The organism is Stenotrophomonas sp. TWI809 (assembly GCF_039673205.1).
Lineage (GTDB): Bacteria > Pseudomonadota > Gammaproteobacteria > Xanthomonadales > Xanthomonadaceae > Stenotrophomonas.
Window position 1 is genome coordinate 17,048 of record NZ_JBDJLE010000029.1, and the last position, 20,577, is coordinate 37,624.

19 protein-coding genes and 1 pseudogene are annotated in these 20,577 nt (G+C 65.2%); 6 read left to right on the plus strand and 14 right to left on the minus strand.

What is annotated here, in order from left to right; all coding sequences use genetic code 11:
- Positions 1-30: 30 nt before the first annotated feature.
- From atpD to ABE472_RS17050, 8 genes are all read right to left on the minus strand, one after another.
- A complete protein-coding gene (gene atpD / locus ABE472_RS17015; RefSeq protein ID WP_313209101.1) occupies positions 31-1,437 on the minus strand; it encodes a F0F1 ATP synthase subunit beta in 1,407 nt (468 codons plus the stop codon).
- Between the two features lie 37 nt (positions 1,438-1,474).
- A complete protein-coding gene (gene atpG, locus ABE472_RS17020; RefSeq protein ID WP_176988116.1) occupies positions 1,475-2,338 on the minus strand; it encodes a F0F1 ATP synthase subunit gamma in 864 nt (287 codons plus the stop codon).
- 108 nt (positions 2,339-2,446) lie between these two features.
- A complete protein-coding gene (gene atpA, locus ABE472_RS17025) occupies positions 2,447-3,994 on the minus strand; it encodes a F0F1 ATP synthase subunit alpha (protein WP_088433869.1) in 1,548 nt (515 codons plus the stop codon).
- Positions 3,995-4,038: 44 nt separating this feature from the next.
- On the minus strand, positions 4,039-4,566 hold the full coding sequence (locus ABE472_RS17030; protein WP_088433764.1) for a F0F1 ATP synthase subunit delta: 528 nt from the start codon (positions 4,564-4,566) through the stop codon (positions 4,039-4,041).
- 3 nt (positions 4,567-4,569) lie between these two features.
- Positions 4,570-5,040, minus strand: coding sequence for a F0F1 ATP synthase subunit B (locus ABE472_RS17035; RefSeq protein ID WP_088433763.1), 471 nt, complete (start codon positions 5,038-5,040; stop codon positions 4,570-4,572).
- A gap of 111 nt (positions 5,041-5,151) precedes the next feature.
- A complete protein-coding gene (gene atpE, locus ABE472_RS17040; protein WP_088433762.1) occupies positions 5,152-5,454 on the minus strand; it encodes a F0F1 ATP synthase subunit C in 303 nt (100 codons plus the stop codon).
- Between the two features lie 66 nt (positions 5,455-5,520).
- Positions 5,521-6,315 carry a F0F1 ATP synthase subunit A gene (atpB, locus tag ABE472_RS17045; protein WP_176988112.1) on the minus strand — a complete coding sequence of 265 codons (795 nt, stop codon included), beginning with the start codon at positions 6,313-6,315 and terminating at the stop codon, positions 5,521-5,523.
- Between the two features lie 31 nt (positions 6,316-6,346).
- Positions 6,347-6,715 carry a hypothetical protein gene (locus ABE472_RS17050; protein WP_172407534.1) on the minus strand — a complete coding sequence of 123 codons (369 nt, stop codon included), beginning with the start codon at positions 6,713-6,715 and terminating at the stop codon, positions 6,347-6,349.
- Between the two features lie 538 nt (positions 6,716-7,253).
- On the opposite strand from ABE472_RS17050, the gene ABE472_RS17055 reads away from it, so the two are divergent.
- A complete protein-coding gene (locus ABE472_RS17055) occupies positions 7,254-8,072 on the plus strand; it encodes a hypothetical protein (protein ID WP_121040084.1) in 819 nt (272 codons plus the stop codon).
- A gap of 264 nt (positions 8,073-8,336) precedes the next feature.
- Here the strand turns inward: ABE472_RS17055 and lpdA are convergent, their stop codons facing one another.
- The 4 genes from lpdA to ABE472_RS17075 all read right to left on the minus strand — a co-directional run bounded on the left by lpdA (position 8,337) and on the right by ABE472_RS17075 (position 12,929).
- Complete coding sequence (gene lpdA, locus ABE472_RS17060) at positions 8,337-10,142, minus strand: dihydrolipoyl dehydrogenase (protein WP_346463525.1); 1,806 nt, start codon at positions 10,140-10,142, stop codon at positions 8,337-8,339.
- Between the two features lie 17 nt (positions 10,143-10,159).
- Entirely contained in the window at positions 10,160-10,774 is a 615-nt protein-coding gene (locus tag ABE472_RS17065; RefSeq protein ID WP_346463536.1) for a hypothetical protein, read from the minus strand.
- Between the two features lie 29 nt (positions 10,775-10,803).
- Entirely contained in the window at positions 10,804-12,207 is a 1,404-nt protein-coding gene (aceF, locus tag ABE472_RS17070; protein ID WP_346463526.1) for a dihydrolipoyllysine-residue acetyltransferase, read from the minus strand.
- 200 nt (positions 12,208-12,407) lie between these two features.
- Positions 12,408-12,929 (minus strand): DNA-deoxyinosine glycosylase, encoded by a 522-nt coding sequence (locus tag ABE472_RS17075; protein ID WP_313209098.1) that lies wholly within the window; start codon positions 12,927-12,929, stop codon positions 12,408-12,410.
- Positions 12,930-13,121: 192 nt separating this feature from the next.
- Between ABE472_RS17075 and ABE472_RS17080 the strand changes: the two genes are divergently transcribed.
- The 3 genes and pseudogenes from ABE472_RS17080 (at position 13,122) to glpK (ending at position 16,944) form a co-directional block, all read left to right on the plus strand.
- Entirely contained in the window at positions 13,122-13,754 is a 633-nt protein-coding gene (locus ABE472_RS17080; RefSeq protein WP_313209097.1) for an OmpW family outer membrane protein, read from the plus strand.
- A 148-nt stretch (positions 13,755-13,902) separates the two neighbouring features.
- A pseudogene (glpD, locus tag ABE472_RS17085) lies at positions 13,903-15,396 on the plus strand (glycerol-3-phosphate dehydrogenase).
- Between the two features lie 48 nt (positions 15,397-15,444).
- Positions 15,445-16,944 carry a glycerol kinase GlpK gene (gene glpK, locus ABE472_RS17090; protein WP_313219533.1) on the plus strand — a complete coding sequence of 500 codons (1,500 nt, stop codon included), beginning with the start codon at positions 15,445-15,447 and terminating at the stop codon, positions 16,942-16,944.
- A 72-nt stretch (positions 16,945-17,016) separates the two neighbouring features.
- Here glpK and ABE472_RS17095 read toward each other — a convergent pair whose 3' ends face one another.
- Both ABE472_RS17095 and ABE472_RS17100 read right to left on the minus strand, forming a co-directional pair.
- Positions 17,017-17,811: a MetQ/NlpA family ABC transporter substrate-binding protein gene (locus ABE472_RS17095; RefSeq protein WP_313209094.1), complete on the minus strand. Its 795-nt coding sequence runs from the start codon at positions 17,809-17,811 to the stop codon at positions 17,017-17,019.
- Positions 17,812-17,924: 113 nt separating this feature from the next.
- Positions 17,925-18,890 (minus strand): YafY family protein, encoded by a 966-nt coding sequence (locus ABE472_RS17100; protein WP_313209093.1) that lies wholly within the window; start codon positions 18,888-18,890, stop codon positions 17,925-17,927.
- Between the two features lie 90 nt (positions 18,891-18,980).
- Here ABE472_RS17100 and ABE472_RS17105 point away from each other — a divergent pair, with 90 nt between their 5' ends.
- Positions 18,981-19,598, plus strand: coding sequence for a hypothetical protein (locus tag ABE472_RS17105; protein WP_346466687.1), 618 nt, complete (start codon positions 18,981-18,983; stop codon positions 19,596-19,598).
- 122 nt (positions 19,599-19,720) lie between these two features.
- Positions 19,721-20,497 (plus strand): DUF481 domain-containing protein, encoded by a 777-nt coding sequence (locus ABE472_RS17110; protein ID WP_313209091.1) that lies wholly within the window; start codon positions 19,721-19,723, stop codon positions 20,495-20,497.
- Positions 20,498-20,577 lie beyond the last annotated feature (80 nt).

Below are 20,577 nucleotides of genomic sequence, written 5' to 3' on the forward strand. Positions count from 1 at the left end.
GGGACGGGCATGTCGCCCGTCCCCGCCGCATCAGGCCTTTTCAGCCATCTTCTTGGCCTTCTCGACCGCTTCTTCGATGCTGCCGACCATGTAGAACGCCTGTTCCGGCAGGTGGTCGTATTCGCCATCGACGATGGCCTTGAAGCCACGGATGGTGTCCTTCAGCGACACATACTTGCCCGGCGAACCGGTGAACACTTCGGCCACGTGGAACGGCTGGCTGAAGAAGCGCTCGATCTTACGGGCGCGGGTCACGGCCTGCTTGTCTTCTTCGGACAGTTCGTCCATGCCCAGGATGGCGATGATGTCCTTCAGCTCCTTGTACTTCTGCAAGGTCTGCTGGACGCGCTGGGCGGTGTCGTAATGCTCGTGGCCAATGACCAGCGGATCCATCTGGCGGCTGGTCGAGTCGAGCGGATCCACGGCCGGGTAGATACCCAGCGAGGCGATCGAACGCGACAGGGTCACGGTCGAATCCAGGTGGGCGAACGTGGTGGCCGGCGACGGATCGGTCAAGTCATCGGCGGGCACGTAGACGGCCTGGATCGAGGTGATCGAGCCGTTCTTGGTCGAGGTGATGCGCTCCTGCAGAACGCCCATTTCCTCGGCCAGGGTCGGCTGGTAACCCACGGCCGACGGCATACGGCCCAGCAGTGCCGACACTTCGGTACCGGCCAGGGTGTAGCGGTAGATGTTGTCGACGAACAGCAGCACGTCCTTGCCCTTGCCGTTCTCGTCCTTCTCATCGCGGAAGTATTCGGCCATGGTCAGGCCGGTCAGGGCGACGCGCAGACGGTTGCCCGGCGGCTCGTTCATCTGGCCGTACACCATCGCGACCTTGTCCAGGACGTTGGAGTCCTTCATCTCGTGGTAGAAGTCGTTGCCCTCACGGGTACGCTCACCCACGCCGGCGAACACGGACAGACCGCTGTGCGCCTTGGCGATGTTGTTGATCAGTTCCATCATGTTGACGGTCTTGCCGACGCCGGCGCCGCCGAACAGGCCGACCTTGCCGCCCTTGGCGAACGGGCACATCAGGTCGATGACCTTGATGCCGGTTTCCAGCAGCTCGGTGGCCGGGGACTGGTCTTCGTACGACGGGGCCGAACGATGGATTTCCCAGGTGTCACTGGCGGTGACCGGACCGGCTTCGTCGATCGGGCGACCCAGCACGTCCATGATGCGGCCCAGCGTGCCCGCGCCGACCGGCACCGAGATGGCGCGTTCGGTGTTGGTGGCGACCAGGTTGCGCTTCAGGCCGTCGGTGGAGCCCAGCGCGATGCAACGGACCACGCCGTCGCCCAGCTGCTGCTGCACTTCCAGCGTGATTTCGGTGTTGTCCACCTTCAGCGCGTGGTACACCTTCGGCACCGACTCGCGGGGGAATTCGACGTCGACGACGGCGCCGATGATCTGAACGATCTTGCCCTGACTCATTGCTGCAATCCTCTAATGTGTGCTTTGACTGTGCGCGTCAGACTGCTGCCGCGCCGCCGACGATTTCGGAGATTTCCTGGGTGATCGCTGCCTGGCGGGCCTTGTTGTAGACCAGCTGCAGGGTTCCGATCAGCTTGTTCGCGTTGTCACTGGCCGACTTCATCGCGACCATGCGGGCTGCATGCTCGGACGCGACGTTTTCCAGCACGGCCTGGTACACCAGCGACTCGACGTAACGCGTCATCACGTGCTCAAGCACGGTCGCAGCGTCGGGTTCGTACAGGTAGTCCCAGTCGTGATGCGCGACCTGCTTCTCAGCAGCCGGCAACGGCAGCAGCTGATCGAAACTGGCCTTCTGCGTCATCGTATTGATGAAGCGGTTGTAGACCAGGTACACGCGGTCGACCTTGCCGTCGGTGAACGCATCGAGCATCACCTTGATCACGCCGATCAGCTGTTCCAGGTGCGGCACATCGCCCATGTGGGTGACGGTGCCGACCATGTTGACCTTGACGCGACGGAAGAAGGTCGAGGCTTTCTGGCCGACGGTGACCACGTCGATGTCGGCGCCCTTGTCCTGCCACTGGCGCATTTCGCCCAGCATCTTGCGGAACAGGTTGTTGTTCAGGCCGCCGGCCAGACCGCGGTCGGACGAGACCACGATGTAACCGACGCGCTTGACCTCGTCACGCTGGACCAGGAACGGATGCTGGTAGTCGGTGCTGGCCTGGGCCAGGTGACCAATCACCTGCTTCATCGCCTGCGCATACGGACGCGACGTCTTCATCCGCTCCTGCGCTTTGCGGATTTTGGAGGCCGAGACCATTTCGAGCGCACGCGTCACCTTGCGGGTGTTCTGCACGCTCTTGATCTTGGTTTTGATTTCGCGTCCGCTTGCCATCTCTTCTTCCCGGGGCGGGGGGCACCGCCCCCGCGTTTGACGTAGCGCGGCGGGTTGCCCCGCTGCTTTCAGCCCAGCGGAGCAACGCTCCGCTCTACAGGACCGGTATTACCAGCTGCCGGTGGTCTTGAACTCGGTGATGCCCTTCTTGAAGGCAGCCTCGATATCGTTGTCCCAGCCGCCGGTCGCGTTGATCTTGTTGATCAGCTCGCCCTGGGTGTTGGCGAAGTGGGCATGCAGACCTTCTTCCAGCGCCAGCAGCTTGTTGACCGGCACGTCGTCGAGGTAACCCTCGTTGACGGCGTAGATCGACAGCGCCTGGTTGGCGATGGACATCGGGGCGTACTGCTTCTGCTTCATCAGCTCGGTGACGCGCTGACCGCGCTCAAGCTGCTTGCGGGTGGCTTCGTCCAGATCCGAGGCGAACTGCGCGAACGCCGCCAGCTCACGGTACTGGGCCAGCGAGATACGGATGCCGCCGGACAGCTTCTTGATGATCTTGGTCTGGGCCGCACCACCGACACGCGACACCGAGATACCGGCGTTCACGGCCGGGCGGATGCCCGAGTTGAACAGATCGGTTTCCAGGAAGATCTGGCCGTCGGTGATCGAGATCACGTTGGTCGGCACGAACGCCGAGACGTCACCGGCCTGGGTTTCGATGATCGGCAGCGCGGTGAGCGAGCCGGTCTTGCCCTTGACGGCGCCGTTGGTGAACTTTTCCACATACTCTTCGGACACGCGGGCAGCGCGCTCGAGCAGGCGGGAGTGCAGGTAGAACACGTCACCCGGGTAGGCTTCACGGCCCGGCGGACGCTTCAGCAGCAGCGAGATCTGGCGGTAGGCCACGGCCTGCTTGGACAGATCGTCGTACACGATCAGCGCGTCTTCGCCGCGGTCCATGAAGTACTCGCCCATGGTGCAGCCCGAGTAGGCGCTGATGTACTGCATCGCGGCCGATTCGGACGCGGTCGCAGCGACCACCACGGTGTGCGCCAGGGCGCCGTTCTCTTCCAGCTTGCGCACGATGTTGGCCACGGTCGACGCCTTCTGGCCGATCGCGACGTACACGCACTTGATGCCGGTTTCTTTCTGGTTGATCACCGCATCGATGGCCAGGGCGGTCTTGCCGGTCTGGCGGTCACCGATGACCAGCTCGCGCTGGCCGCGGCCGATCGGGATCATCGAGTCGACGGACTTGTAACCGGTCTGCACCGGCTGGTCGACCGACTTGCGCCAGATCACGCCCGGAGCAACGCGCTCCACCGGCGCAGTGGCCTTGGCCGCGATCGGGCCCTTGCCGTCGATCGGCTCGCCGAGCGCGTTCACGACGCGGCCCAGCATTTCCGGACCGACCGGCACTTCCAGGATGCGACCGGTGGTCTTGGCGACGTCGCCTTCGCGCAGGTTCTGGTAATCACCCAGCACCACGGCGCCGACCGAGTCGCGCTCCAGGTTCAGGGCCAGTGCGAAGGTGTTGTTCGGCAGTTCGATCATTTCGCCCTGCATCACGTCGGCCAGACCGAAGATGCGCACGATGCCGTCGGACACGCTGGTCACGGTGCCTTCGTTGCGCGATTCCGCGGCCAGCTTGACCTTCTCGATGCGGTTCTTGATCAGTTCGCTGATTTCGGAGGGGTTGAGCGTGGTTGCCATCGTCAAGTCCTAGTGCCGGCGATCACGCCGGACGTTAAATGAATTCAGTTAGCGAGCGCGGTCTGCAGGCGCGACAGCTTGCCCTTGAGCGAGCCATCGATGACCACATCACCGGCGTCGATCACGGCACCGCCGATCAGCGACGCATCGACCGCGGTCGTCACATCCACCTCGGCGCCGAAGCGCTTGCGCAGCGCGGCCTTGATGGCGTCCAGTTCGGCGCCGGACAATTCGGTGGCCGAGGTCACCGTGGCCTTGACCACGTGTTCGGCTTCAGCGCGCAGCTGGTCATACATACCGGCGATTTCCGGCAGCAGCGGCAGACGGTGCGCATCGGCCAGGATGGCCAGGAAGCGACCGAAGGTCTCGCTGGACGATTCCGGCACCAGCATCGCGACGGCATCGCCGCGATCCAGTTCCGGGTTCGACAGCAAGGCCGCCACGCGCGGGTCGGCAGCTACGTGGGCGGAGAACGCAAGCGCGTCCGACCACGGCGCGAACGTGCCTTCGTCGCGCGCGGTCGCGAACGCGGCGCGGGCATACGGGCGTGCAAGCGTGAGGGCCTGGCTCATCGATCAGATCTCCGAGGCCAGCTCGTCGAGCAGCGCCTTGTGGGCGTTGGCGTCGATTTCGCGCTTGAGCAGCTTTTCGGCACCGCTTACGGCCAGCGCGGACACCTGCTTGCGCAGATCTTCACGGGCACGGTTGGCGGCAGCGTCGATCTCGGCGTAGGCCAGATCTTTCTGGCGGTTGGCTTCGACGATGGCTTCATTCTTGGCGGCATCAACGATCTGGTTGGCGCGTGCATGGGCCTGATCGATGATCTCGTTGGCCTTGGTGCGCGCATCCTTCAGTGCATCGTTGACCTTTTCCTGGGCCTGGGCCAGGTCTTTCTGGCTGCGGTCAGCAGCGGCAAGGCCTTCAGCGATCTTTTGCTGACGCTCTTCGATGGCGTTCATCAACGGCGGCCAGATCTTGGTCGCGATGATCCAGATCAGTCCGGCAAACGCCAGTGCCTGGGCAACGAGGGTAAAACCGATATCCATGGGGTTCGCTCAATCTGGGGTGATGGGGTGGTTGCGCCGCCCAAAGCGGCGCAGCCGTCCTTCATCCGCGATCAGGCGCACAAGGCGCCTGATCGTTTCGCTTTCGCTGGATCAGCCCGCAACGGCCGGCAGACGTGCAACGAACTCGCCGATGGTCGGGTTGGCGAAGGCCAGCAGCAGGCCGACGGCGACCGAGATGATGAACGCGGCATCGATCAGGCCGGCGGTGATGAACATGCGAACCTGCAGCACCGGAATCAGTTCCGGCTGACGCGCGGCCGATTCCAGGAACTTACCGGACATGATGGCCAGACCGAGACCGGCACCCAGCGCGGCCAGGCCGATCATGATGCCGACGGCGAGGACGGTGGAGCTCTGGACTTGGGCGAGGTTGGTCAGGACGGCGAAGTACATGGTTTTCTCCTGGAACTTTGGATAACTAAGGGTTTAGGAACAAACGGATGAAGGGTGAAGCGAAACTCAGTGAGCGTCTTCCGACAGGCTCAGGTACACGATGGACAACATCATGAAGATGAACGCCTGCAGCGGAATCACCAGCAGGTGGAACAGCATCCAGCCCAGACCGAATGCACCGCCTGCGATGGCACCGGCGATACCCGCACCGCCCAGCACCCAGATCAGCAGGAAGACGATCTCACCGCCGAACATGTTGCCGAACAGTCGCATCGCCAGCGAAATCGGCTTGCTCAGCCACTCGACGATGTTGAGGATCAGGTTGAACGGGAGCATCCACTTGCCGAACGGCGCCGTCAGGAATTCCTTGGTGAAGCCACCCAGGCCCTTGGAGCGCAGCGCGAAGAACAGCATCAGGAAGAACACGCTGATCGACATGCCCAACGTGGCATTGACGTCGGCGGTGGGAACCGGCTTCCAGTACGGCACGCCCATCATCTCAAGCGGCTTGGCGATGAAATCGGCCGGGATCATCTTGATGAGATTCATCATGAGGATCCAGAAGAACAGGGTGATCGCGATCGGGGTCACCAGCTTGCTGGTGCCGTGGTAGGTGTCCTTGGCCTGGCGGTCAACGAACTCCAGGCAGATCTCGACGAACGCCTGCCACTTGCCCGGGACGCCGGCCGTCGCCTTGCGGGTTGCCATCCAGAAGCCAAACACCATCAACAAACCCATCAGGACCGAAGTCACAATGGTGTCGACGTGAATCGCCCAGAAACCACCTTCCTGCATATGGAACGTCAGGTTGTGCAGGTGATGTTGGATGTAGGAGGTGGGTGTCAGCGCCTCGCCTGCCATGTGTCCGGAACCTTGAGTTAAATAAATTGGATCAGCGCCTGGCCAGAGCCAGGACCTGGAACATCAACCCGACGGCGATACCGGCCAACAGCGCCAGTGCAGGCAGCTTGAAGACCAGGAACCCCACCATCAGGACGCCGAATACGAGCACCCACTTTGCCACCACCGCCAGGATCAGGCGGGTCATCGCCGAACCTGCCGCCTGCACCCCGCCGCCCAGCGCCATCCGCGCGGCGACCCAGCCGGCTGCAGAAACCGCCACACCGGAGAGCAGCGCCCCCAGAGCGGCCTTCGGGCCTCCCCACAGCAGCAGGGCAAGAGCCAGGACAGCCACTGCAGCCAGCGGGTAAACCGCTGCGCGCAGCATCAGTCGCCGACCCGCGTCAACGGAGTTCAGCACGTGAATGTCCTGCATGGTTGTGAGTAGGAAAGGCCGAGGCCGCAAGCCAGCGCCTCGTCGAGCCGCCAAATTATAGCAATGGGACAATTTGAGAGACAACCGCTGCCTGTTCATCCCGGATGTAAGCCCGCCGTTGGGGGCTTGTGGAAACCTGTTCCACCTCCGGGCCAATCCCACTGCGCAAAGGGGCGCCCGATGCGGCAGTGCAACATGTTGAACTTTGGTCGCACGCCCCGGTCAGAGTCATCAGCCTGCCGTTGAATCCTCGTCGGCGTCCCACGCGCAGGCCAGTACAGGGTGGCCCCGAAGCCCTCTCCGGGGCCACCCTCTTTTAGCGGTGCGGGCGGAAGGATCCAGGGCCAGTTCAATCGGGGCCCGTCCTGAACGGTGCTTGCACCCGAAAGCGGCCACCGCGCGGACCTGCGGCCCCCCGGTATGCATGAACGGTACACACTGCGTCCACCATACCTTCACGAATGGTGGACGTCGCAGTGGGCAATGTGACGGCACATCACTAGAACCACCGCAAGGACCCCCGATGCGCCCGATGCTCTCCCTGCTTGCCGTGCCAGTCGCTCTGGCCGCACTCTCCTACGCCGCTCCGTCCCACGCCGCCGAAGGCGATGACCGCTTCGCCCTGCGCCTGGGTGCGATGCAGATCGATTCGGACAACACGATCCGTGGCAATACCAACATCGCGGGTCAGGACGTTGGCTTCTCCGAAGATTTCGGCCTCGGCGGCAAGGAATGGGAGCCGCGCATTGACGGCATGTTCCGTATCAGCAACCGCCAGCGCCTGCTGTTCAACTACTTCAAGTACGACAAGGATCGCCGCGAGACCCTCGACCAGGGTGTGAGCTTCGGCGATACCACTGTGCCGGCCGGCAGCTTCATCAAGGGTGAGCTGAAGTACCAGGTCGCCAGCCTGGTGTACGACTACTCGGTGGTGGACACCGAGAAGTTCGACCTCGGCCTGCAGCTGGGTGCCGAGTACGCCAAGGTCAGCACCAAGGCCTACGCCGATGTCGGCGACCTGTACCAGGGCGAGTTCTTGGACGAGAAGGCCGACGGTGTGGCGCCGGTGGTCGGTGCACGCCTGAGCTTCACCCCGTCCGAGAAGTGGATGATCACGTTCCAGGGCCAGTACCTGAACACCAAGTGGGGCAACTTCGACGATTACGACGGTGATCTGAGCCGCGCCAATGCGATCGTCGATTACCGCTTCACCAAGAACTTCGGCGTGTTCGCCGGCTACGACTGGTTCAAGCTCGACGTGGACCAGAGCGGCAGCGATGGCACGATCGGTCTGAAGCAGGAGTTCAAGGGTCCGGTGGCAGGCGTCAGCTTCGTCTTCTAAGCCCTTCGCACTACCTCTCTCCAAGCGCGGCCTCCGGGATATCGGGGGCCGCGTTTTTTTTGCGCTTTGTTTTGGGGAGCAACTGCGGGTTGTTTGGGCGTCGGGCGCTCGCTGCCCCGGCCTGTGCAGCGAAGCGGCCCCAAGAGATGCTGCTTCGCCAGCCTCAGCCTCAGCCTCAGCTTCAGCGTCAGCAACAAAAAACCCCGGCTTTCACCGGGGTTCTTCGTTGAGCTGGAGCCACCACCAACGGCGGTGATCGACCAATTACTTCTTCTTCGGCATGTACAGATCGGTGATCGTACCGTCGTAGATTTCCGCCGCCATCGCCACCGATTCGCTCAGCGTCGGATGGGCGTGGATGGTGTGGCCGATGTCTTCGGCCTCCGCACCCATCTCGATCGCCAGGCCGATCTCGGCCAGCAGGTCACCGGCATGCACGCCGACGATCGCACCACCGATGATGCGGTGGGTCTCTTCGTCGAAGATCAGCTTGGTGAAGCCTTCGGTACGGCCGATGCCGATCGCGCGGCCGCTGGCGGCCCACGGGAACTTGGCCACGCCAACCTTCAGGCCCTTGGCCTTGGCTTCGGTTTCGGTCACGCCGACCCACGCGATTTCCGGATTGGTGTAGGCCACCGACGGAATCACGCGCGCCACCCATTCCTTCTTCTCGCCGGCAGCCACTTCCGCGGCCAGCTTGCCCTCGTGCGTGGCCTTGTGGGCCAGCATCGGGTTGCCGACGATGTCGCCGATCGCAAAGATGTGCGGCACGTTGGTGCGCATCTGGCGGTCGGCCGGAATGAAGCCACGGTCGGTGACCTGCACGCCGGCCTTCTCGGCATCGATCTTCTTGCCGTTCGGCGAGCGGCCCACCGCGACCAGCACGCGGTCGAAGGTGCTGGCGTCCAGACCCGGCTTTTCGCCTTCCACCGCGGCTTCGAAGGACACGGTGATACCGGCCTTGTCGGCCTTGACGTCGGTCGCCTTGGTCTTCAGGTGGACCTCCACGCCCTGCTTCTTCAGGCGATCGGCCAGCGGCTTGACCAGGTCCTTGTCGGCGCCCGGCATCAGCTGGTCCATGAACTCGACCACGGTCACCTTGCTGCCCAGCGCCGCATACACCGTCGCCATTTCCAGGCCGATGATGCCGCCACCGACCACCAGCAGCGAACCCGGCACCTCGGCCAGTTCCAGTGCATCGGTGGAATCCATGACGCGCTTGTCGTCCCACGGGAAGTTCGGCAGCTTCACCGCCTGCGAACCGGCCGCGATGATGCACTGTTCGAAGCGCAGCAGCTGGGTCTTGCCGTCGTCGCCGACGATCTCCAGCTCATTGGCCGAGACGAACCTGGCCAGGCCCTGCACGGTGCGCACCTTGCGCTGCTTGGCCATGCCGGCCAGGCCCTTGGTCAGCTGGGTGACCACCTTTTCCTTGTAGCCGCGCAGCTTGTCCAGGGTGATGGTCGGCTTGCCGAACTCCACGCCGAAATCACCGGCGTGGGCCACTTCGTCGATCACCGCGGCAGCATGCAGCAGCGCCTTGGACGGGATGCAGCCCACGTTGAGGCAGACGCCGCCGAGGCTGGCGTAGCGCTCGATCAGCACGGTATCCACGCCCAGATCGGCCGAACGGAAGGCGGCGGTGTAACCGCCCGGGCCTGCGCCCAGCACCACCATCTTGCACTCGATATCGGCCGGCTTGCCCGACGAGAGCGCCGGCTGCGGCGCGGCCGGTTCGGCCGGGGCGCGATGCGACGGGGTCACCGGCGGCTTGCTGGCCGGGGCGGCCTCGGCCTTGGGTGCTTCGGCCTTGGCAGGCGCAGCGGCCTCGCCTTCGGCTTCCAGCAGCAGCACGACGTCGCCTTCGGAGAGGTTGTCGCCGAGCTTGACCTTGATTTCCTTGACCACACCGGCGGCCGAAGACGGCACTTCCAGCGTTGCCTTGTCCGATTCCAGCGTGACCAGACCCTGGTCCTTCTTCACCGTGTCACCCACGGCGACCAGCAGTTCGATCACCGGCACACCGCTGTAATCGCCGATGTCGGGAACCTTGATTTCAATTGCGGCCATTCGTGTTCTCCTGGTGCTCAGCCGGCCTTGCCGCCGAGCAGTTGCTGCAGTTCGTCGAGCGACTCGTCCAGATCTTTCCAGCGACGGTCGAGCTTCTTTTCCTTGGTGTCGCTGGCTTCGATCAGCAGCGCCACCTGTTTCATCATCAGCCGGCCCGCACCGCACGCCGGCCGGGTGCCGCTGTATCGCTGGCCATCCACGGTGAAGGACAGCACGTCACCCTCCAGCACCGGCGCCTTGCGGTCGCCCGGTACCTGCGCGGCCAATGCGGCCTGCCAGCTGTGCAGCAAACGCTGCGCCAACAGTGCCGGGATGCTGACCTGGTACTGGTCCGGTTCCTGGTCCAAGCGCAGTTCCACGCCGCCCTGGCGGGCACCGCTGTTCCAGGTGTAGACGCGCTTGTCGGCCCGGCTGTAGCGCAGGGTCCATGCCTGGTCCTGGGGAGCGGGCAACAAGGCGACGCCGGTTTCCACGCCACTCCTGGGCAGGCTCACCAGCGACAGCGCAGGCTGCACCGTGCCGTCGAACAGGGTTTCCACTGCCTGGCCATAGTTGCCGACCGCCGGTGGCCAGCCATGGCCCAGGTCGGACGCGCATTCGCGCGCGCCCGCCTGCGCCATCGGCAGCGCCATCAGCAGCCCGGCCAGGACCAGGCCCTGCTTCACAGCAGGACGCGCCGCATGTCGGCCAGCACCTGCGAGAGGTAGGTGGTGAAGCGGGCGGCCAGCGCGCCGTCGATGACGCGGTGGTCATAGCTCAGCGACAACGGCAGCATCAGCTTCGGGGCGAACTCCTTGCCATTCCAGACCGGCTGGATCGACGACTTGGACACGCCCAGGATGGCCACTTCCGGTGCATTGACGATCGGGGTGAACGCCGTGCCACCGATGCCGCCCAGCGAGCTGATCGAGAAGCAGCCACCGCTCATGTCGGCCGGGCCGAGCTTGCCGTCGCGGGCCTTCTTGGCCAGTTCGCCGGATTCCTGCGCGATCTGCACCACACCCTTCTTGTCGACGTCGCGGATCACCGGCACGACCAGGCCGCTCGGCGTATCGGCCGCGAAACCGATGTTGAAGTACTTCTTCAGGGTCAGGTTCTCGCCGCTGGCATCCAGCGAGGCGTTGAACTCCGGGAACTTCTTCAGCGCCGCGGCGCTGGCCTTGACCAGGAAGGCGAGCATGGTCAGCTTGATGCCGGCCTTCTCATTTTCCTTGTTCAGCGCCACGCGCAGGGCTTCCAGCTCGGTGATGTCGGCCTGCTCGAATTGGGTGACATGCGGAATCATCGCCCAGTTGCGGGCCAGGTTCGCGCCGGAGATCTTCTTGATCCGGGACAGCGGCTGGACCTCGACCTCACCGAACTTGCTGAAGTCGACCTTCGGCCAGGGCAGCAGGTTCAGACCGCCACCGGCCGCCACGGTACCGCCGGTGGCAGCGCCGCCGCCGGTCAGGGCCGACTTGACGAACTTCTGCACGTCGGACTTGGTGATGCGCCCGCCCTTCTCGGTGCCGCTCAGCTGGTTCAGGTCCACGCCCAGCTCGCGGGCGAACACGCGCACGGCCGGCGAAGCGTAGGGCACCTTCTGCGGCAGCACGCTGTCGGCGTTGAAGGCCACCGGCGGGCTGGTCGGCGAGCCACCCGACGGGGCAGCGGCGGCCGGGGCCGGCTGGGTCGGCTTGGCGGCGGACTGTTCGATATCACGGGCGGCCAGCTTGTCCGGCTCGGCCGGGGTGGCGACCGGCTCGACCTTGGTCGCGGTCTCGGCGGCTTCGGCCTTGGCAGCAGGGGCCGGCGCAGCAGCAGCGGCCGGCGCGGCGGCCGCTTCGCTGACTTCGATCAGGGCAACGAGCTTGCCCTCGGAGAGGTTGTCGCCAATCTTGACCTTGATTTCCTTGACGATACCGGCCACCGAGGACGGCACTTCCATCGTGGCCTTGTCCGATTCCAGCGTCACCAGACCCTGGTCTTTCTTGACGGTATCTCCAACGGCGACCAGCACCTCGATTACCGGGATATCGCTGTAGTCACCGATATCGGGGACAAGTGCTTCCTTGATTTCGGCCATGGGGAAAACTCCGGCAATCTGGTGTAGGGAATCGCCTATTGTGGGGGCTTCGCGCGCCAGCGCCAACCAGCTTGGCGAATTTTCAGCGCTGCTGTCCCGGGACAGGCTGTTGCAGGCATCTGCTTTGGCCGGATTGGGCTTGGCACAGTGCAAAGCGGAATTTTCCAGTCGGTACCGTATTGTCCGGCGCTGTCCCCACCTCAGCGCCGGGTGGCATCGGCCAGCGGCTGCCATGCCTCCACCAGCCGGGGCAACGGCCAGGCTGCGTTGGCCGGGCTGGTGGAGGGCAGCGACCAGACCGGCACCTCGCGCGCGGCATCAAGCAGCGCCGGCACGATGAAACGCTGGAACGCCCGGTACGCGGTGCCGCCATTGCAGGCGATCGCGCGCAGCGCAGGCCGTCCCTCGATCAGTGCACCCAGCGCATTGGGCACTTCACTGCCGCGCACGATCGACGCATCCAGGCTGCCGCGTCGCTCGCACTGCCCGATCACATCCCACACGCCCACACCGCGCGCGTTCAATGCGCGCACGCGATCCGGATAGGGAAGCGTCGTGTCGATCCCGCACAGCACGCCCATCAACGGCCAGAAGCGATTGCGCGGATGGGCGTAGTACTGCGCAGCCTGCAGCGATGCCACGCCCGGCATCGAGCCGAGTATCAGCACGCGGCACTCGGCGTTGAGCTGCGCAGGGAAGCCGATGCACGTTGTGGTTTCCATCACACCATCACCAGATGAATGAATGTCAGGCATCGCATCATCGCCCGTAAATACAGCGGTTTTGCACTGATCGCTGAATGGAAGCAACTAAATTTTAACGTGCGTCGGATGCGATTCATATTGCGGGGACTACGGTTGCCTCGCCCCACAACACCGGGGCCCAGAACAAAAACATCCTGAGGAGATTCCCCCATGCGCTCCATCCGTACCCTGACCCTGGCTACCCTGACTGCTCTTGCTTTTGCGCCGGCTGCTTTCGCGCAGGACAGCACTGTTGATACCGCTTCTGGCAAGCACTTCGCCGTGGTCGGCGGCGTGTCGCTGCTGCAGCCGAAGAACGATCCGCTCGATGGCGTGCGCAAGGTGGACGGCGGCCCGGCCCCGACCCTGAGCTTCAGCTACTACATCAACGACAACTGGGCCGTGGAACTGTGGGGCGCAGCCGACAAGTTCGATCACCGCGTGCGCGGCACCGATGGCGCCCGCCTGGGCACGGTCGAGCAGCAGCCGATCGCGTTGAGCGGCCAGTATCACTTCGGCCAGGCCGACAACGTGTTCCGTCCGTTCGTGGGCGCCGGTTACTACGAGTCCAACTTCAGCAATGAAGAGCTCGCCAGCGACATCGGCCACATCGGCGTCAAGACCGCCAAGGGCGCGATCGGCACCGTCGGCGTGGACATGAACATCAACAGCACCTGGTTCGCCCGTGCCGATGCCCGCTACATGCATTCGCGCCCGGAGCTGACCGTCAACGGTGAAGGCACCGGCGACAAGGCCAAGCTGGATCCGTGGACCGTGGGCTTCGGCATCGGCGCGCGCTTCTAAGCACGCCGTTCCGCTTCCACGCAGTACGCACAACGGGCCCCTCGCGGGCCCGTTGTCGTTGTGGGGCCCGCCACTTTCATCGGGCGTTGCCGACCTGTGGCCGACACTGGCGTAACGATGGACCCGACCGGTCCGCCCCGGGGAGCCGATGAGCGAATCCTTCGACGTGCTGGTGGTGGGCGGCGGCATCAATGGCGCCGGCATCGCCCGCGACGCAGCGGGACGCGGCCTGTCGGTCTGCCTGTGCGAGCAGGATGACCTGGCCGCGCATACCTCCAGCGCCAGCACCAAACTGATCCATGGCGGCCTGCGCTACCTGCAGCAGGGCGAATTCGCACTGGTGCGCAAGGCGCTCAACTAGCGCGAAACGCTGCGCCAGCTTGCACCGCATCTGATCGCCCCGACCCGCTTCGTGCTGCCGCATGTGCGCCATCTGCGGCCGGCGTGGATGCTGCGCGCAGGGCTGTGGCTCTACGACCACCTGGGTCACGCCAATCCCCATTTCCCGCCCTCGCAGCGCATCGACCTGCGGCGCGATCCGAGCGGCGCTGCATTGCAGCCCGCCTACCGGACCGGCTTCACCTACGCCGATGCGCGCGTCAACGATGCCCGGCTGGTGGTGCTCAACGCGCTCGATGCACATGCACGCGGCGCGCAGATCCGCACGCGCACCCGCTGCGAACAATTGATCCGCCACCGCGATCACTGGTGGGCCGTACTGCGCACCGCCAACGGCGACGTGCAGCGCGTCCGCGCCCGCTGCGTGGTCAATGCCAGTGGACCGTGGGCCGGTACCGTGCTGGAACGGGCGGGACTCGATGCCCCGTTGGGAGTGCGGCTGGTGCAGGGCAGCCACCTGGTGGTGCCGCGCCTGTTCGCCCATGACAGTGCGTACCTGTTCCAGCAACCCGACCAGCGGGTGGTGTTCGCGATTCCGTTCGAACAGGACTTCACCCTGATCGGTACCACCGATACCGACTACGACGGCGACCCGGCACAGGTGCAGCCCCGCGCCGACGAACAGACCTATCTGCTCGAGGCGGTGAACCGGTTCGTGCGCGTTCCAGTGCGCGCCGAGGACATCGTCTGGCGCTACAGCGGGGTGCGCCCCCTGTTGGCCGATCATCACCGCGATGCATCGCGGGTCACGCGCGACTACCGGCTGGAGCTGGATGTGGGCGGCGCCCCGCTGCTGAGCGTACTGGGCGGCAAGCTCACCACCTACCGCGCACTGGCCGAGGAAGCGCTGGGGCGCCTCTCACCCGCGCTGCCGGAGATGGGCGCGGCGTGGACCGCCGGTGGGCCACCGTTGCCGGGGGGCGATGGCGGCACGGCCGCTGAAATGGCCGAGGCGCTGCAGCATGACCACCCTCGCCTGCCCCCTGCCCTGCTGCAGCGCCTGGCCAGCAGCTACGGCACCCGTGCGGTCGGGCTGCTCGCCGGCGCACAGACACTCGACGCGCTGGGCGAGGACCACGGCGGCGGCCTCTACGACCGCGAACTGGACTACCTCATCGCGCACGAATGGGCCCGCACCGCCGACGACGTGCTGTGGCGCCGCAGCCACCTGGGCTTGCGCGTGGACGCTGCGCAGCGCGAGGCGTTGGCCGCCACCCTGCAGGCACGTGTTTCGATGCCGTAGGCTGTACGCCTGTCACACCTCACGGCATCGTTTTCCACGGAGCAGACCATGGACAAGCACTACGTGCTCGCCATCGACCAGGGCACGACCAGTTCGCGCGCCATCCTGTTCGATCATGCCGGGCGCGTCGCCGGCAGCGCGCAACGCGAGTTCACCCAGATCTTCCCGCAGCCGGGCTGGGTCGAACATGACCCACGCGAGATCCTGACCAGCGTGTACACCACGATCACCGAGCTGTTGAACCGCTACCAGGTGGACCCGCACACGATCGCCGGCATCGGCATCACCAACCAGCGCGAGACCACGGTGGTCTGGGACAAGGCTACCGGCCAGCCGGTCCACAACGCCGTGGTGTGGCAGTCGCGGCAGAGCCATGCGATCTGCGAACAGCTCAAGGCCGATGGCCACGAGCCGCTGATCCGGCGCAAGACCGGGCTGTTGATCGATGCCTACTTTTCGGCGACCAAGATCCGCTGGATCCTCGACCACGTCGACGGCGCGCAGGCACGTGCTGAACGCGGCGAGCTGCTGTTCGGCACCATCGACAGCTGGCTGATCTGGAACCTCAGTGGCGGCCAGGCGCACGTCACCGATGTCACCAATGCCGCGCGCACGCTGCTGTTCGATATCCATGCGCTGCAGTGGGACGATGAACTGCTGGCGCTGTTCAACATCCCGCGCGCGATGCTGCCGCAGGTGCGCAGTTCCAGCGAGGTGTATGCCACCACCCAGGCACAGTTCTTCTTCGACCAGCACCTGCCCATTGCCGGCATCGCCGGCGACCAGCAGGCCGCGCTGTTCGGCCAGGCCTGCTTCGAGCCGGGCATGGCCAAGAACACCTACGGCACCGGCTGCTTCATGCTGATGAATACCGGCGAGAAGGCGGTGGTGTCCGAGAACGGCCTGCTGACCACCATCGCGTGGGGCATTGATGGACGTGTGGAGTACGCGCTGGAAGGCTCGATCTTCGTCGCCGGTTCGGTCGTGCAGTGGCTGCGCGACGGGCTGCGCATGTTCGGCAAATCCAGCGATTGCCAAGCCTACGCCGAGCGTGCCGCGGACAATGGCGGCGTGTACCTGGTGCCCGCGTTCGTGGGGCTTGGGGCGCCGTACTGGCGCAGCGATGTGCGCGGCGCGATGTTCGGGCTGACCCGCGGCACCACCAAGGAGCACTTCATCCGCGCGGCGGTGGAATCGATGGCGTACCAGACCCGCGACGTACTGGCGGCGATGCAGGCCGACGCGGGGATCGAACTGAAGGAACTGCGCGCCGATGGTGGCGCGATCGCCAACGACTTCATGGCGCAGTTCCAGAGCGACATCCTGGGCGTGCCGGTGCTGCGCCCGCAGGTGGCCGAAACCACCGCGCTGGGCGCCGCCTACCTGGCCGGGCTGGCCACCGGGTTCTGGCGCAGCCGGGCGGAGATCGCCGAACAATGGGCGGTGGACCGCCGCTTCACCCCGCAGATGCCGGTGGACCAGCGCGAGGCGCTGTACAGCGGCTGGCAGCAGGCGGTGGAGGCGACGATGGGCTTCCGCGTGGGGTGACGCCCGCGTCGGCGATCATTGCCGCGTGGGCGCGGCCAGCCACGCATGGCGTGGCTTTACCGTGGGTGCCGGTCAGAATGCCGGGAGGACCGCGCCCTTGTACTTCTCGGCGATGAAGGCCTTCACTTCCGGGCCGGTCAGGGCCTTGGCCAGCTGCTGCACGCGGGCATCGTCCTTGTTGTCCGGGCGGGCAACGAGGAAGTTCACGTACGGCGAATCCTTGCTTTCGATCGCCAGCGCATCCTGGGTCGGGTTGAGCCCGGCATCCAGCGCGTAGTTGGTGTTGATCAGGGCCAGATCGACCTGGTCCAGCACGCGCGGCAGCATCGCCGAATCCAGCTCGCGGAACTTGAGCTGCTTCGGGTTGGCGATGATGTCGCGCTGGGTCGCCAACGCATTGGTCGGGTCCTTGAGCGTGATCACGCCAGCCTTGTGCAGCAGGATCAGCGCGCGGCTGTTGTTGCTCGGGTCGTTGGGAATCACCACGTCGGCGCCGTTGGGCAGCGCATCAAGCGATGTGAAGCGGCGCGAATAGGCACCGAAGGGCTCGATATGCACGCCGATCACCTTGACCAGGTCGGTCTTGCGGTCCCGGTTGTAGGCGTCCAGATAGGGCTCGGTCTGGAAGTAGTTCACGTCAACCTGCTTCTGCACCAGCTGGTCGTTGGGCTGCACGTAGTCATTGAAGACGCGCACGTCCAGGGTCAGGCCTTCCTTTTCCAGGATCGGCTTGACCACGGCGAGGATCTCGGCGTGCGGCACCGCGGTGGCGGCAACCACCAGCTTCTTGGAATCATTGGCCGGCTTGCCACAGGCGGCCAGGGCCAGCGAAGCGGCAAGCAACGGGAGCAGCAGGTACTTTTTCATGGGGGCAGCGGGATCCATAAGGGCAGCAACGCCCCACGATACCGCACGCCCCGGCCCTTGCGGAATCCGGGGCATATGACCCCACGGCATGAGCCGATGCCGGCCCGCCCGGCTTACTCGTAACTGGTCAGGGCCAGTGCCAGCAGCGCCTTGGCCTGCTCGCGCAGCATCACCGGCTCGACGATTTCCGCATCCGAGCCGTAGTGCAGCACGTCCATCAGCAGCTCGCGCGAGACGCTGTAAGGCAGCTTCAGCTCATAGCGGCCATCGGGCAGGAAACGGCCCTGCTGCTTGGAATGCCAATGCTCATCGGCCACCCAGCGCGCAGCCTTGGCACTGAACACGATGGTGGCCCAGCCCTTGGGCGGCCCGGAGAAGATGCCGTAGCTGGCGCCCAGCTGTTCGTCCAGCTCGGTGTCATCCACATCGCGCGCGGTGGTATCGATCACGCGCGCCTTGTAGATACGGTCCACCGCGAAGCTGCGCAGGCCTTCGCGACCGTGATCCCACGCATCCAGGTACCAGTTGTCGCGATAGTGGGTCATGCGCTGCGGCGACACGGTGCGCTGGGTCGCCTCATCGGTGGAGCGGGCCCGGTACTCGAAGGCCAGCTGCTTGCGCTCCAGTACCGCCGAGGCGACCGCGCGGAAGCTGGCTTCATCGAACTTGCGGCCGCGGTGCGGAATCACCCGCACCCGATCAACCGGCCAGGTCGAGACGCCGGCCTGTGCGGCCAGCAGGCCTTCGATGCGCTGCTGCAGCGGGGCCAGCACCGAGGACAGCACGCCGCCGCCCGTGCGCGAGAGCAGGTGCTGGGAGGCCAGCAGCGCATGCAGTTCTTCCGAGCTGAGCCACAGCCCCGGCAGTTCAAAGCGGTCGCTCTCGTCGGCCTGGTAGCGGAAGCCCGCCTCGCCATCGCCTTCCACCGGGGCCATCAGCGCATCGCGCAGGAAGGCCAGGTCGCGGTAGACAGTGGCGCGGGAACACTCCAGTTTTTCCTGCAGGGCCGCCACCGTTACCGGGTAACGGGCGGACTTGAGCAGGCGATGCAGGGCATTGATGCGTTCATATCGGTCCATGACCCGATTATGTCCGAGTCGCCGTCGTTGTGGCGGCTTCGGCTGCATCTTCGGCTATCGTGGGGCCCCCACCGCCTGCTGCCGCCCGTCATGCGCCTGTTGCCCGCCCTTGCCCTGTCCGCCGCCGCCCTGCTGCTCAGTGGCTGCGGACGCAGTGAAACGCCCGCCGCTGCGGTGCCTGCCGCGACGGCGACGACACCGGCCGCCGATCCGGTGGCCACCGTGCTGGCGGCCAGCCAGCGCTTCGGCCAGCTGCGCAGCTTCCACGCGGTGATGAAGATGCAGGGCCCGCGCGCCCTGGAGGCACAGATGGACTATGTGGCCCCGGACCGCTATCGGCTGATCACCGACGATGGCCCGCAGACCATCGTCGGCGGCACCTTCTTCCTGCAGCGTGCCGGCGAAGTGCGCCAGATCCCGGTGCCAGAAGGGATGCTGGCGCAGTGGCGCAACCCGCTGCCGGCCGATCTTGAGCCAGCGCAGCTGACGGTGCGCGATCTTGGCGAGGACCGCGCCGGTGGCCAGCGCGCGCACAAATACGAGGTGCGCCATGCAACCGCCGCGCCGGATGGCCTGCTGTACTGGGTCAATGCACAGGGCCTGCCGGTGCAGATCGAGCGCAAGGGTGAAACCAACGGGCAGCCGTTCCGGATCACCGTGACCTATTCGCGCTTCGACGACACCTCACTGCGCATCGATATTCCCTGAACAGGGGCCGAGGCCGAACGGGTCCTAAAGCCGGGGCCCGTCGCCGAATGTGACGCTGAACGCATCAAGTATCATCCCCCCCTTGTTGTCCCTCCCCCTTGTCCGATCACGGAGAACCGTTGATGTCCCTGCGCGTTTCGTTGCTTGTTCCCCTGCTGCTCTGCGCCCCGGCAGTTTATGCACAGGACGCTGCCGAACTGGCGGCGATGACCTCCCCCTGGAGCGGCAGTGGCGGTGAACTGGGCTTTGCCTCGGCCCGCGGCAACAGCAATACCGAGAGCTTCAACGGTCGTCTGCGCCTGCGCTACACCGACGATGACTGGGTCCACAGCATGGATCTGTTCGGCCTGCGCTCGCGCTCGGAATACACCGATACCAACGACGACGGCACCACCATCCGCCGCCGCAACACCACCGCCAACCGCTACACCGGCAGTGCCGGCAGCGCGCTGCAGCTGGGTGAACACCGCCAGATCACCGCCACGGTGCGTTACGAGCGCGACGACTTCGCCACCTACGACCGCCAGAGCTCGTTCGGTCTGGGTTACGGCACCCGGATCATCGATGCCGAGCGCTTCTACATGGATGCGCAGATCGGCCCCGGTGTGCGCCGCACCCACAACACCGAAGACGACGCGACCCGCACCGGCCTGATCGGCCGCGGCCTGTTCGATCTCAAGTACACGCTGACCCCGAACACCGACCTGGTGAACACGCTGCTGGTCGAGTCGGGCTCGTACAACACCTTCGCGCAGAACGATTTCGGCGTGTCGGTGAGCATGAACGAGCATCTGGCGCTGAAAGCCGGCTGGCAGGCGCGCCACAACAGCGACGTCGCCGAAGACAAGCGCAAGACCGACACGCTGACCACCATGAACGTGGTCTACAAGTTCAAGTAATCGGCGCGGGCGCACCGCGCCCACCACGCGAGGTAGTGCCGGCCGCTGGCCGGCATTCGGGTCGCGCAAGGTTCCCGGGC

What these genes read in the sequence shown, in the direction of transcription:
- atpD (WP_313209101.1), bottom strand. Translation starts at nt 1,437, where the DNA reads ATGAGTCAGGGCAAGATCGTTCAGATCATCGGCGCCGTCGTCGACGTC.
- atpG (WP_176988116.1), bottom strand. Translation starts at nt 2,338, where the DNA reads ATGGCAAGCGGACGCGAAATCAAAACCAAGATCAAGAGCGTGCAGAAC.
- atpA (WP_088433869.1), bottom strand. Translation starts at nt 3,994, where the DNA reads ATGGCAACCACGCTCAACCCCTCCGAAATCAGCGAACTGATCAAGAAC.
- ABE472_RS17030 (WP_088433764.1), bottom strand. Translation starts at nt 4,566, where the DNA reads ATGAGCCAGGCCCTCACGCTTGCACGCCCGTATGCCCGCGCCGCGTTC.
- ABE472_RS17035 (WP_088433763.1), bottom strand. Translation starts at nt 5,040, where the DNA reads ATGGATATCGGTTTTACCCTCGTTGCCCAGGCACTGGCGTTTGCCGGA.
- atpE (WP_088433762.1), bottom strand. Translation starts at nt 5,454, where the DNA reads ATGTACTTCGCCGTCCTGACCAACCTCGCCCAAGTCCAGAGCTCCACC.
- atpB (WP_176988112.1), bottom strand. Translation starts at nt 6,315, where the DNA reads ATGGCAGGCGAGGCGCTGACACCCACCTCCTACATCCAACATCACCTG.
- ABE472_RS17055 (WP_121040084.1), top strand. Translation starts at nt 7,254, where the DNA reads ATGCGCCCGATGCTCTCCCTGCTTGCCGTGCCAGTCGCTCTGGCCGCA.
- lpdA (WP_346463525.1), bottom strand. Translation starts at nt 10,142, where the DNA reads ATGGCCGCAATTGAAATCAAGGTTCCCGACATCGGCGATTACAGCGGT.
- ABE472_RS17065 (WP_346463536.1), bottom strand. Translation starts at nt 10,774, where the DNA reads ATGGCGCTGCCGATGGCGCAGGCGGGCGCGCGCGAATGCGCGTCCGAC.
- aceF (WP_346463526.1), bottom strand. Translation starts at nt 12,207, where the DNA reads ATGGCCGAAATCAAGGAAGCACTTGTCCCCGATATCGGTGACTACAGC.
- ABE472_RS17075 (WP_313209098.1), bottom strand. Translation starts at nt 12,929, where the DNA reads ATGGAAACCACAACGTGCATCGGCTTCCCTGCGCAGCTCAACGCCGAG.
- ABE472_RS17080 (WP_313209097.1), top strand. Translation starts at nt 13,122, where the DNA reads ATGCGCTCCATCCGTACCCTGACCCTGGCTACCCTGACTGCTCTTGCT.
- glpK (WP_313219533.1), top strand. Translation starts at nt 15,445, where the DNA reads ATGGACAAGCACTACGTGCTCGCCATCGACCAGGGCACGACCAGTTCG.
- ABE472_RS17095 (WP_313209094.1), bottom strand. Translation starts at nt 17,811, where the DNA reads ATGAAAAAGTACCTGCTGCTCCCGTTGCTTGCCGCTTCGCTGGCCCTG.
- ABE472_RS17100 (WP_313209093.1), bottom strand. Translation starts at nt 18,890, where the DNA reads ATGGACCGATATGAACGCATCAATGCCCTGCATCGCCTGCTCAAGTCC.
- ABE472_RS17105 (WP_346466687.1), top strand. Translation starts at nt 18,981, where the DNA reads ATGCGCCTGTTGCCCGCCCTTGCCCTGTCCGCCGCCGCCCTGCTGCTC.
- ABE472_RS17110 (WP_313209091.1), top strand. Translation starts at nt 19,721, where the DNA reads ATGTCCCTGCGCGTTTCGTTGCTTGTTCCCCTGCTGCTCTGCGCCCCG.